Source organism: Brevibacillus choshinensis (genome assembly GCF_016811915.1).
Classification (GTDB): Bacteria; Bacillota; Bacilli; order Brevibacillales; family Brevibacillaceae; genus Brevibacillus; species Brevibacillus choshinensis_A.
Map to the genome: position 1 here is coordinate 2,073,136 of NZ_CP069127.1, position 12,436 is coordinate 2,085,571.

Annotated in this window: 12 protein-coding genes; 10 read left to right on the forward strand and 2 right to left on the reverse strand. The window is 51.2% G+C overall.

Translation table 11 applies throughout. The annotated features are described in order from the left end of the window. Positions 1 to 46 precede the first annotated feature (46 nt). Positions 47 to 1,087, forward strand: a complete 1,041-nt coding sequence (holA, locus tag JNE38_RS10600) for a DNA polymerase III subunit delta (protein WP_203356519.1) — start codon at positions 47 to 49, stop codon at positions 1,085 to 1,087. Between the two features lie 54 nt (positions 1,088 to 1,141). On the opposite strand, the gene rpsT is transcribed toward holA, so the two are convergent. Next, entirely contained in the window at positions 1,142 to 1,417 is a 276-nt protein-coding gene (gene rpsT / locus JNE38_RS10605) for a 30S ribosomal protein S20 (RefSeq protein ID WP_023554815.1), read from the reverse strand. A gap of 156 nt (positions 1,418 to 1,573) precedes the next feature. Between rpsT and gpr the strand changes: the two genes are divergently transcribed. The 8 genes from gpr to JNE38_RS10645 all read left to right on the forward strand — a co-directional run bounded on the left by gpr (position 1,574) and on the right by JNE38_RS10645 (position 10,399). Next, positions 1,574 to 2,674 carry a GPR endopeptidase gene (gene gpr / locus JNE38_RS10610; RefSeq protein ID WP_428993719.1) on the forward strand — a complete coding sequence of 367 codons (1,101 nt, stop codon included), beginning with the start codon at positions 1,574 to 1,576 and terminating at the stop codon, positions 2,672 to 2,674. A 138-nt stretch (positions 2,675 to 2,812) separates the two neighbouring features. Further along, a complete protein-coding gene (gene spoIIP, locus JNE38_RS10615) occupies positions 2,813 to 3,994 on the forward strand; it encodes a stage II sporulation protein P (RefSeq protein ID WP_203356521.1) in 1,182 nt (393 codons plus the stop codon). 5 nt (positions 3,995 to 3,999) lie between these two features. Beyond that, positions 4,000 to 4,308, forward strand: a complete 309-nt coding sequence (locus tag JNE38_RS10620) for a DUF3679 domain-containing protein (protein WP_203356522.1) — start codon at positions 4,000 to 4,002, stop codon at positions 4,306 to 4,308. A gap of 313 nt (positions 4,309 to 4,621) precedes the next feature. Then, positions 4,622 to 5,590, forward strand: a complete 969-nt coding sequence (locus JNE38_RS10625; protein ID WP_203356523.1) for an ABC transporter ATP-binding protein — start codon at positions 4,622 to 4,624, stop codon at positions 5,588 to 5,590. An 18-nt stretch (positions 5,591 to 5,608) separates the two neighbouring features. Then, positions 5,609 to 6,580, forward strand: a complete 972-nt coding sequence (locus JNE38_RS10630) for an ABC transporter ATP-binding protein (protein ID WP_275296697.1) — start codon at positions 5,609 to 5,611, stop codon at positions 6,578 to 6,580. A gap of 112 nt (positions 6,581 to 6,692) precedes the next feature. Beyond that, complete coding sequence (locus tag JNE38_RS10635; protein ID WP_203356525.1) at positions 6,693 to 8,360, forward strand: ABC transporter substrate-binding protein; 1,668 nt, start codon at positions 6,693 to 6,695, stop codon at positions 8,358 to 8,360. A gap of 120 nt (positions 8,361 to 8,480) precedes the next feature. Beyond that, positions 8,481 to 9,491 (forward strand): ABC transporter permease, encoded by a 1,011-nt coding sequence (locus JNE38_RS10640; RefSeq protein ID WP_203356526.1) that lies wholly within the window; start codon positions 8,481 to 8,483, stop codon positions 9,489 to 9,491. A gap of 14 nt (positions 9,492 to 9,505) precedes the next feature. Further along, positions 9,506 to 10,399, forward strand: a complete 894-nt coding sequence (locus JNE38_RS10645) for an ABC transporter permease (protein ID WP_203356527.1) — start codon at positions 9,506 to 9,508, stop codon at positions 10,397 to 10,399. A gap of 27 nt (positions 10,400 to 10,426) precedes the next feature. On the opposite strand, the gene JNE38_RS10650 is transcribed toward JNE38_RS10645, so the two are convergent. Further along, complete coding sequence (locus JNE38_RS10650; RefSeq protein ID WP_203356528.1) at positions 10,427 to 11,209, reverse strand: alpha/beta fold hydrolase; 783 nt, start codon at positions 11,207 to 11,209, stop codon at positions 10,427 to 10,429. A 124-nt stretch (positions 11,210 to 11,333) separates the two neighbouring features. Here JNE38_RS10650 and JNE38_RS10655 point away from each other — a divergent pair, with 124 nt between their 5' ends. Continuing rightward, the gene (locus JNE38_RS10655) at positions 11,334 to 12,428 is read left to right on the forward strand and encodes a M24 family metallopeptidase (RefSeq protein ID WP_203357504.1); all 1,095 of its coding nucleotides are present in this window, start codon (positions 11,334 to 11,336) and stop codon (positions 12,426 to 12,428) included. The last annotated feature ends 8 nt before the right edge of the window (positions 12,429 to 12,436 follow it).

Consider the following 12,436-nt stretch of genomic DNA (forward strand, 5'->3'; position numbering starts at 1 on the left):
TGCTATAATAGCGCAGGACAAGCAAGGAAAGGAAGGGGAGAGCTCCATGCCATTGGTATCGGCTATTCGGGAAATACGACAAAAGCATTTTTCTCCCGTCTACGTGCTGCACGGTCCGGAGTCCTTTCTGGCAGAAGAGTTTCTGTCATTGGCGCGGCGAGAGATGATCGACCCGGATTTCAGTGATCTGAATGTGAGCGTATACGATTGCACGGAAACAAGTCTCGGTGACATCCTGCAGGACGCCGAAACGCTGCCCTTTATGGGCGAGCATCGCCTGGTCATCGCGAGGCAAGCGTATTTTTTGACAGGAAGCAAGCCTCCATCGAAAGTGGAGAGCGACCCTGACGCATTGCTCGGCTATTTGCAGAATCCCCCTGCCTATACGACCCTCATTTTACATACAGATGCCGAGAAGCTGGATGAGCGGAAGAAGCTGGTCAAAACGCTGCAGCAAAAGGCAAAAGTCATTCCGTTCTCCCTGCTGCGGGATGCTGACCTGTATGCATGGGTAGAAAGGCAGGCGGATAAATTCCAGGCGTCTATTGACCGGCCGCAGGCAATGAAGCTGGTGGAGCGGGTCGGAAGCGAGCTTAGGCTTTTGGACAAAGAAGTGGAGAAGCTTGCGCTGTATGTAGGAAACGGTGGCAAGATAACGGATCAGGTGATCGAGGATTTATGCGCAAGGACGCTGGAGCAGGATGTCTTTGCACTGATTGAGCAGGTCGCATCCGGAAGGCTCGACAGGGCGCTTCGCATGCTTTACGACTGCATGAAGACGGGAGAGGAGCCGATCAAGCTGCTGTCCCTGTTTGCGAGGCAATTTCGCATGCTGCTGCAGGTGAGACAGCTCGCACCACGCGGCTATTCGCAGCAGCAAATCGCAGGGATGATCAAAATGCACCCGTACGCAGTGAAAAAAGCGATGGAGCAGGCGCGCCACTTCTCGGAGGATTCTTTGAAAAAGCTGCTGCTCATTTTGGCGGAAGAGGATTTTCGGATGAAGTCAGGGCAAGTGGACAAGCGCTTGGCGTTGGAGCTGTTTATCACGCGAGCCCACGAAGCGCGGAATCGCACCGCCGGATAAAAAAGAAAAAGCCCCGTGAACGATGTTCGCGGGGTTTTTTCTGCAAGTGGTCTCTTACGCTACAGGAGCGCTCAGAACGTTAAGCTTTTTCATCAAACGAGACTTTTGACGGTTTGCTGCGTTTTTATGAATGAGACCTTTCGAAGCGGCCTTGTCCAGCTTTTTCACAGCCACCAGAAGAGTGGATTTCGCCAATGCTACATCGGAAGCGGCGACAGCTTTCTCAAAGTTCTTCAGGGAAGTGCGCAGATCAGACTTTTGAGAAGCACGGTGTGCGCGTCGCTTTTCAATGGTTTTGGTGCGCTTAATCGCGGATTTAATGTTTGGCATGTGTGTCACCTCCTTAGACGACCATAGACATACAGTCATACAACAAAGTAATTCTAGCATGGGCTGTATCCATTTGCAAGAAAGGATTCGGAATAAAAATGAAGGATTCAAGCAACCTAGTAGCAGGAACAAAATGGAGAAGGGAGCAAAATGACCTTGGAACATAATATCGACCTGTCAGGATACTCGATTCGCACCGATCTTGCCGTGGAGGCCCATGAGTTAGCGCAGCAGGAAAATGAGAGCAATATTCCCGGCGTATGGCTTCAGGCTGACGATGAAGAAGCCAATATAAAGGTCACCCGCCTTCACGTCCAGAATGAGGAGGCAGGCAGGGCAATCGGAAAGCTGCCTGGCCACTACATTACCATTGAGGTTCCCAAGCTGCGCGACAATGATACCTCTATTGAAGAGCAGGTAACGAAACGTTTTGCACTGGAATTCGCCAGTTTTCTGATGAAGCTGGGAATTACCGAGGATAAAAAGGCGCTCGTCGTCGGCCTGGGCAACTGGAATGTGACGCCGGATGCGCTCGGGCCGATGGTGGTGGAAAATTTATTGGTCACCCGGCACCTATACAAGCTGGCGCCGGATACGGTGGGAGAAGGCTATCGGGAAGTAAGTGCGCTCTCGCCGGGAGTCCTCGGGATTACAGGGATTGAAACGAGTGAGATCGTGTTTGGCGTGGTGGAAAAAAGCAAGCCGGATTTTGTCATCTGCATTGATGCACTCGCTTCACGGGCATTGCATCGCGTAAACACCACCATTCAAATATCGGATACTGGAATTCATCCCGGCTCAGGTGTCGGCAACAAGCGCAAAGCCATCGATAAGGAAACATTGGGCATTCCCGTGATTGCGATTGGCGTTCCGACCGTCGTTTTCGCATCGACCATCGTCAATGACGCCATCACCTATCTGCTCGGCCACTTCGGGCAATCCATGGCGGAGAGCAAGCGTGCTTTCAACAAGCTCACCATGAGCACCCTGCCAGAGCGCAAGGAGCCGTACACCGAGGTGGATCTCCCAGACCTTGAGTCGCGCAAGACGTTCATGGGTCTGGTAGGCTCGCTGCCGGAAGAAGAAAAGCGGCAGCTGATTCACGAGGTTCTAAGGCCGCTTGGGCAGGATCTGGTGGTCACTCCCAAAGAGGTGGATGACTTCATGGAAGGGATCTCCAATGTGATCGCGACAGGTTTGAATCGCGCTCTGCACAGTGCTGTAAATGAGGAGAACAGCGGCGCCTACACGCACTAACTAGCGGTGGAAAAGGCCCTCTCACTGAATTGAGAGAAATGCTAGGAATGGGGTTCTATCGTCTCTATGAGGCTCATAAGCTAAAGCATAGACAAGCGGGACACCCGCTACAATGCCACAGCATGAGGAGTGAGACAGATGGCTTCCATCATCCAGCGACAATTCGCTGTCCTGTCGTTTATAACAGCCTTTTTGTTTGTCATAACCGGGGTGCTCTCGCTAGGCGGCAACCGAATGATGATCGCGTCCTCCGCTGTTCAACAAGCAGCGACACATGTATCCAGTCTCGCTATTCTGGGATGGATGGGCCAGGAAATTCCGGTACTGGGTGAAACGGTGCAGACCACCTCTGACCGTCGGACGAATAGCGTCACAGGTTTTCTGTTCCAGCTTGCGACGAGCATCCAACCGGGCGATTTGCGGAGCCTGCTGGGAAGAGAGCTGCCGGGCATGGTTACGACGGAAGATGCACGCTTCGTCGTAGCAGGCAAAGGGGCGACGCTGGCAGACTTTTACGTAGAGTATCCTCCCCATCCGAAGCAGGTCATCGATGCTTCAGATGCCGTTCCGCTCCCGCAGCAAGAAGAGGCGGCGGGGGACAAACCGGCAGCAGAAGAGGCGACCAAGCCGGTTGCCAAGCCGAATACGGGTGGCAAGAAGATCGTCTACGTCTACAACACACACAACCGGGAGTCTTGGTACAGCGAGACCAAGCCCGTAGGCACCTCCGTGGATCATCCGACGAGAAACATCTCCCTGGTAGGAAAACGCCTTTCGGAAGCACTGAACGAACGAGGAATCGGCTCGGATGTGAGCAAGGATGATATTTACCAGGAGCTATTGAATCAGAAAAAGGACTACGCGCTGTCATACGCCCAGTCTCTGCAGGTCGTGAAAGCGGCAGCAGAAAACAATCGCGAACTTCACTACTTCTTCGATCTGCATCGAGACACTGCCCCGCGGGATCGAACAACAGTCACGATAAAAGGAAAAAGCTATGCACGAGTCATGTTCGTCATCGGGAAGCGCAACAAGAGCTTTGAGAAAAACGAAGCGTTTGCGACAGAGCTGCACCAGCTGATGGAAGAAATGTATCCAGAGCTTTCCCGGGGTGTGATGGAAAAAGGTGCAAAAACTGATCACGGCGAGTATAACCAGTCCATTTCACCGGGAAGCCTGTTAATGGAGATCGGTGGTACGGAAAATACCTTGCAGGAAAGCTACAATACGGCGGAAGCTTTAGCGGACGTATTTGCAGCTTACTACCTGAAGGCGGAAAAAGTCGGAAAACCGGTAGCGGACGAACCGGCGAAGAGGTGACGAGCATGAACGTGACGACAAAACTGACGGGGCTTTTGGTGATCCTGCTGGTCGGGGTTGTGATCGGCTTGCAGACGGCTGAGAGGGGCATTTCAAAGGTAAGCGGGCTGCCGGATGTGCAGACACAGACCTTCTACATCAAACAGATGGATCAGGGAAAAATGGAAATCGCAGTGATGGGCAAACAAGTACAGACAGCCAATCCAGAGAAAATGGTCAATTACATGAGCAACATGGGGCTGACCATGGGTTCGACAATTAAAAGCGGTGCCAAAACTTTTGTCGATTGGGTAGGAAGCTTCTTTGAACCGTAGAAATTGTTTATGGACAAAAAAATAATAGGAAGAAAGAACGAATGACGAAAGACCCGGGGCTGCGGGTCTTTTTTGCTGATGAGGATGATTCTGGAACATTTTACAGAAGTGGGGTATCGCAAGCTGCGCCTGAGCCCAACCGACTCGGAAAAGGATTTTGATCATACTTTCACAAAATAAAAACAAGATTGCATATAGTCAGTAAAGATATAATTGTTCGAATTTATTGTGTTGCCAAAAAATTGTACTAATGGCATAATATCTATTGATAGAACTATTTCTATTGAATATATCGGTAAGAGAGGTGCGCCACGTGTCACAACCTGTCCTTCAAATCGAAAATTTGCAGACGCACTTTTTTACGGACCGCGGCCAAATCCCAGCAGTTGATGGAGTTACCATTACAGTAAACAAAGGGGAAGTAGTCGGCATCGTTGGCGAATCCGGTTGTGGAAAGAGCGTAACCTCGCTTTCCGTCATGAAGCTGGTTCCCAATCCTCCCGGAAAGATTGTAGGTGGGGCGATTCGCTTCAAGGGAGAAGACCTGGTTAGCGCAGACGAGAAGCGAATGCGGGAAATTCGCGGCAACGAAATCGCGATGATCTTCCAGGAGCCGATGACCTCGCTCAATCCCGTTTTTACAATTGGCGACCAGATCGGGGAAGCAGTCCGTTTACATACCAAGGCCAGCAAAAAGGAATCCAGGGAACGTGCAGTGGAAATGCTGAAAAAAGTCGGAATTCCTCGAGCGGAAGCAATCGTGGACGAATATCCCCACCAGCTGTCAGGCGGTATGCGTCAGCGTGTGATGATCGCGATGGCGATGGCGTGCGATCCGGAGCTTTTGATTGCGGACGAACCTACGACGGCGCTGGATGTGACCATTCAGGCGCAGATTTTGGACTTGATGAGACAGTGCAACCGGGAGTCAGACACGGCCATCCTGCTCATCACGCACGATCTCGGAGTGGTAGCGGAAATGTGCCATCGGGTCGTAGTCATGTATGCGGGAAACGTCATTGAAGAAGGTGATGTGCGGACCATTTTGAAAAATCCGCAGCATCCGTACACCGTAGGCTTGCTCCAGTCGCTTCCCAAGCTGGAAGGATCGCAGGAGCGGTTGTATTCGATTCCCGGAAACGTACCGATTCCAGGCTCACTCACAGTCGGATGCCGCTTTGCTCCGCGATGTGACAAGGTGACGGATCGTTGCCGACAAGAAATGCCTGAGCTGAAGGTTGTGGGAGAGAACCATCGTTCCCGCTGCTGGATCGCTGAATAATCCGAGAGGAGCATGCAGGTGACTGAAGAATTACTCGTCGTTAAAAACTTGAAAAAATACTATCCGATCACAGGCGGTGTCCTCGGCGGGGAAGTAGGAGTCGTAAAAGCGGTAGACGATGTTTCGTTCTCTGTAAAACGGGGAGAAACGCTGGGGCTGGTTGGGGAGAGCGGCTGTGGGAAGTCGACGACTGGGCGCTCCTTGCTGCGCTTGATCGAACCGACATCGGGAGAAATTCACTTTGATGGAGTGAATGTATCGTCGCTATCCAGAGATGAGATGCGGAAAATGCGCCGCGACATGCAAATCGTGTTTCAGGATCCATTTGCCTCTCTGAATCCTCGTCACAATATTGAGAAGATTCTGGAGGAGCCTCTGATTGTTCACGGAATCGGCAGCTCGGCAGAACGGAAAAAAAGAGTGCTAGAAATGCTAGAGGTCGTAGGCTTGAGCAGCTATCATGCCAGGCGTTATCCGCATCAGTTCAGTGGAGGCCAGCGCCAGCGGATCGGGATTGCCCGTGCTCTGATGCTGAATCCCAAGCTGATTGTCGCCGATGAGCCGGTATCCGCATTGGACGTATCGATTCAGTCTCAGGTCCTGAACCTGATGCAGGATTTGCAGAGGGAGATGGGTTTGACTTACTTGTTCATCGCGCACGATCTGAGCGTGGTGAGACACATCAGCGACAGGGTTGGCGTCATGTACTTGGGAAGGATTGTGGAATTGACGACGAGCGGCCAGCTCTACAGCAATCCGCTTCATCCCTATACCAAAGCCTTGTTGTCGGCGGTTCCAACTCCGGATCCGGACGCTGCGCGCGAGCGGGTCATCCTCCAGGGGGATGTGCCGAGCCCAGCCAACCCGCCAAGCGGTTGCACATTCCATACGCGTTGCCCCCATGTGACAGATGAATGCCGTACAAAACGACCTGACTTCCGAGATGCTGGGAACGGGCACTTTGTCGCCTGCCATCTATACAAGTCGTAGTCTGCTTTCAGCTAGACGAGAGTCTCATCAAAGGGGGGATGCGAGGCAGGAATGACACTAATGGCCTTCTACCACGTATGAAAACTGAAATTTTAGAAGAGGGGGATTATTCATGAAGAAGAGAGTACTCTCTGCTGCCATGACGAGCTTGCTTGCACTAGCTATGCTGCTCTCAGGTTGCGGCGGAACTCAAACCGCACAAAAGCCGGCGGAACAGCCAAAGACAGAAACACCGGCGCCAGCACCAGCTGCAGAACCCGCTAAGAGCGCTTCCAAACAGTTGATCATCGGTCGCGGAGGCGATTCCGTTGGTTTGGACCCAATCCAACAAACGGATGGTGAATCTTTCAAAATAACAGAAAACGTATTTGACACATTGGTAGGCTACGCGGAAGAGAGCACAGAAGTGGTTCCTTCCCTCGCTGAAAAATGGGAGATTGCTCCAGACGGTTTGACGTATACGTTCCACCTGCGTTCCGGAGTGAAATTCCACGATGGCACTGATTTCAATGCAGAAGCAGTGAAATGGAACTTCGAGCGCTGGATGGACAAAAGCCATCCACAGCACAACAAAGAAGGCTTTGAGTATTACAACGACATGTTTGGCGGATACAAAGGTGACGAGACCCACGTAATCAAATCCGTGGAAGCGGTTGATCCACAAACGGTGAAATTTACGCTGAACCGTCCGCTGGCTCCGTTCATTCAAAACCTGGGTATGTCTTGCTTTGCGATCGCTTCTCCTAAAGCGGTGCAAGAGATGGGTCCTGAGAAATTCAACGAAAATCCTGTTGGTACCGGTCCATTCGTATTCAAAGAGTGGAAGCGCAACGACACGATCACGTTGGAAAAGAACCCGAACTACTGGAACGCAGGCTTCCCGAAATTGGAAAAGCTCGTTTTCAAAGTCATTCCTGAGAACACAGCTCGTCTGACGGCACTGACCTCCGGCGAGATCGACATGATGGACGGTCTGAATCCGGATGATGCACAAGCGGTGAAAGACAATCAAGATCTGCAATTGATCCTGCGTCCTTCCATGAACATCGGCTTTGTCGGCTTTAACGTAGAGAAAAAGCCACTCGACAATCCGAAAGTTCGTGAAGCGATCTCCTATGCAATCAACAAGCCAGCTATCATTGAAGCATTCTTCGCAGGACTGGGCCAACCAGCAGTGAACCCAATGCCGCCTTCTATCTGGGGTCACAATGGTAACATTAAAGACCGCGAGTTCAATCTCGACAAAGCAAAACAGTTGCTGACGGAAGCAGGCTTCCCGAACGGCTTCAAAATCAAGTTCTGGGCAATGCCAGTAGCTCGTCCATACATGCCAGATGGCGTGAAAATCGCTGAAGCAATCCAGCAAGATCTGAAAAAGATCGGCGTAGAAGCTGAAATCGTGACCATGGAATGGGCGACTTACCTGGAAAAAACAAAAGCAGGCGAACAAGAAATGTTCATGCTCGGTTGGACTGGCGACAATGGCGACCCAGACAACTTCCTCGCTACATTGCTGGACAAAAACAACATCGGCGGTAACAACCGTACGCGTTGGGCAAACGAAGATGCTCACAAATTGCTGATGCAAGCACAATCTGCGACCACGAAGGAAGAGCGTGAAAAACTGTACATGCAAGTACAAGAAATCATCTTTAAGGATGTGCCAATGGTTCCACTGGCTCACTCCACTCCTGCACTGGCTGCAAAAGCAAACATCATCAACTACAAGCCGCATCCAAAAGGCTCCGAGAGCTTGGAGAAGGTTGAGTTCAAAGAGTAGGTTTGATCAGATCGCGCAAATAGCAGAAAGGGTAAGAGGAGCGTATCCCTCTTCTTGCCCTTTCCTTATATTTATTCCGCACTCATTGTTTGAAGTTTTCTATTTAAGGAAAGCGAGGAGATGGCATTGCTATCCTACAGCATCCGAAGAATTCTCATGCTCATCCCCGTTCTCTTGGGCATGTCGATTGTCGTTTTTTCTATCATTCGTGCCATCCCAGGCGATCCGGCTCTCACCATTTTGGGAGAGAAAGCAAGTCCAAAAGCGATTGAAGATTTACGAGAAGTACTTGGTCTGAACAATCCTTGGTACATTCAATACTTCGACTATTTGAAGCAGATTTTGACGGGGGATTTGGGTGTTTCCCTTCACTCCGGCGCAAGCATTACACAAGAAATTGGCCCTTACCTGGCAGCGACGACAGAACTGACGATCGTGAGTATGCTTTTTGCTGTAATCATTGGTGTGAATGCAGGAATTCTCTCTGCTTGGAAACAAAACTCCTGGTTTGACTACTGTGCGATGTTGATCGCCTTGATTGGCGTCTCCATGCCAATCTTCTGGTTGGGTTTGATGGAGCAATGGCTCTTTGCGCAAGAGCTGAAGTGGCTGCCATCTGTTGGTCGTGACAATTCGCGTAATCCCGTGGAGGCCATTACGCAGTTCTATATACTGGATACGCTTCTCGCTGGACAGTGGGATCAGCTGTGGGAGGTCATCAAGCATCTGATTTTGCCTGGTATCGCTCTGGGTACGATTCCGATGGCGATTATCGCACGTATTACACGCTCCAGTATGCTGGAGGTCATGCGTGCTGACTACGTAAGAACGGCTAGAGCAAAAGGGTTGGCTCAATTCTGGGTAGTTTACAAGCATGCCTTGAAAAATGCAATGATTCCGGTGCTGACGGTGATCGGCTTACAAACGGGCTTGCTCCTCGGAGGAGCGGTGCTTACTGAAACCATCTTTGGATGGCCGGGAGTGGGACGATACATTTTTACTGCGATCGGCAACCGTGACTATCCGGTTATCCAGTCAGGAATTTTGGTGATTGCGACGATTTTCGTTTTAATTAACCTGCTGGTGGATCTCCTGTATGCCTATATTGATCCGCGAATCAAATATCGCTAGGGGGGATAGGAGATATGGCAAATGCACAAGTAGAGACAGTACCACTGCAAGTAAAAGACGAGCAAATCATCTCACCTTGGCGAGAAGCCTGGAAATCTTTGCGCAAGAATAAGCTCGCGATGGTCGGACTGGGGATCATTGTCTTCTTCGTAGTCGTCGCCCTGTTCGCCCCGATGATCGCACCATATCCTTATGATGAAGGCGAGCTGGTGATGAAGAACAAACCGCCTTCAGGAGAACATTGGTTTGGCACCGACTACAACGGGCGTGATGTGTTTAGCCGTGTGGTTTACGGGGCGCGCATTTCCCTGTGGGTAGGGACCTTTTCCGTGATCGGTTCAGTCATCGCGGGGACCATCCTGGGGCTGCTTGCCGGATATTATGGGAAATGGGTAGACACGATTATTTCCCGCATCTTTGACATCATGCTGGCATTTCCGAGCATTCTTTTGGCGATCGCGATCGTGGCGATTCTCGGGCCCTCTCTGCAAAATGCGCTGCTGGCGATTGCGATCATCAACATCCCGACTTTTGGACGTCTGGTTCGTTCGCGCGTGCTCAGTCTGAAAGAAGAAGAATTTGTCATGGCGGCACGGGCCATCGGGATGAAGGATTCCCGCATTCTGATGCAGCACATTCTGCCAAATAGCCTCGCTCCGATCATCGTTACCGGTACGATGGGAATTGCGACTGCGATCATCGAAGCGGCTGCTCTCGGCTTTCTAGGTCTGGGCGCACAGCCACCTGAGCCTGAGTGGGGGAAAATGCTGTCCGATTCCCGCCAGTACATCCAAAAAGCGCCATGGACCGTTATTTTCCCTGGCTTGTCCATCATGCTGACTGTTCTCGGCTTCAACTTGATCGGGGATGGCTTGCGAGATGCACTCGACCCGAGGATGAAAAACTAAAACGAAACAAAGCAGCTTCGGGAGGGATCATGACCCTCCCGTTTTTGCGTAGGTGAACTCACGGCACAGCCGATTTAGATCAGCGGCAGCCTTGGTCACGACTTGATGGGCAACACCTGGAATCATGGCCACTTGAGCCTGCGGCAATCCTTTGCTGAGCAGCTGGCCGTAAGCGTGCATGTGTTTGTCTAGCTCCCCATAAACGAGGAGTGTAGGCACATGGACCTCTGGCAATCTTTCGGTGCAGTTGTAAGCGTGACCTGCCGTGTAGAGCTGTTTTAAGGTAGCGGCGTCCGTCAGGGAGGCATGCGTGATCCATTCCTCTCGGAGGTCAGGGTCATCGATATGAGACGAAGCGATGCTTCTGGCGAGGAGGGGAACGCCATGCATGCTCGCCATGGTTTGCGCCATGTAGAAGCGGCCGTGCAAATAAAAATCGTTCACCTCTGAATAGGCGCCCACCAAAATCAATCCTTGCACTTCGGCCGGAAAACAGAGCGCATAAGCGAGTGCGATAGAGGCACCCTGCGAATAGCCGAGGATAAAAGGGCGCTCAAGACCCAGCTCATTCATGAGGGCGTGCAAGGTCTGTGCGAGATCCTCGATCGAATAAGGTGTAGGGCGCGGGCTGCTCTGACCATGACCTGGCAAATCGGGTATCACTAAGGTGTACGAATCGGCGAGTGGCCGTTGGAAGCAGAAGTTGATCGACCCGATGCATGGCGCATGCAGACAGAGGAGCGGGGGACCTTCGCCCAAGATCAGGGCAGTCATCTGATCTCCATTTGGTAGTGTGATCGCTTGATTCATGAACCTATTCTCCTTGTAAATAATAATTACGATCTCAGCGGAATTTTTCCAAAATAAGCTGTTTTTTTAAAGCCGAAAGTGGTATTCTCGCATTAGAATATATGGAGAAGGCTAGGTGACGAGAATGTTCCAAGAACGCATTTCGAAGCTGCATGATTTCCTTATCAAGCAAGGGCTTGACGCTGTGTTGATCACCTCTCCCAAGCATGTGTATTACCTGACCGGTTTCTTTACAGATCCTCATGAACGTTTTCTGGGCCTGATCATCCCGGCAACGGGAGAACCATCCCTGATCGTTCCTGCTCTCGACAGGGAAGCAGCAGCCGCGGCTTCTTCCGTCCAAAATATTTTCACCCACACGGATACACAAAATCCTTATGAAGTGTTAAAGCAAACGCTTCCAGGAAATTTGAAGTCATTAGGTATTGAAAAAAGCCATATGACCGTAGAACGCTACGAAGCAATGGGTGAGGTCGTAGGGGCTTCCCGTTACGTAGATGTAGAAGAGCCGTTGCGCGAAATGCGATTGATCAAATCGGCTGACGAAGTAACGCGCATGAAGCATGCCATTCAATTGGTAGAGGATTCTTTGAGCGAAACGCTGAAAAAAGTGAAGCCAGGCGTAACAGAGATGGAGCTCGTAGCGGAATTGGAGTTCCAAATGAAGCGACTGGGTGCAGAGGGTCCCTCCTTTACGTCCATGGTTTTGGCAGGCGAAAAATCCGCTTTGCCGCACGGAAAACCAGGTACGCGAGAAGTGCGAGAAGGCGAAGTTCTGTTGTTTGACATCGGAGTAGAGGCTAACGGTTATGTATCCGATATTACACGTACGTTTGCAATCGGCGAGATCAGTGAGCAGCTCCGCGAAATCTATGAAACGGTGCTGGCGGCCAACGAAGCGGCCATCGCTGAAGTTCGTCCGGGCGTGACGTTCGCTCATCTCGATCAAACTGCGCGAGACGTGATCTCCGCAAAAGGATATGGCGAGTACTTCATGCACCGCCTGGGCCATGGCCTGGGAATGGATGTCCATGAGTATCCTTCCGTCCACGGGCAAAACCAGGAGAAGCTGCGCGCAGGCATGGTATTTACCATCGAGCCGGGCATTTATGTGCCGGGAGTAGGCGGAGTACGCATTGAAGACAACGTGCTCGTGACTGAATCCGGGATAGAAGTCCTGACGCAATTCCCGAAAAAACTGACAGTGATCGGTTCATAGACGAGTAC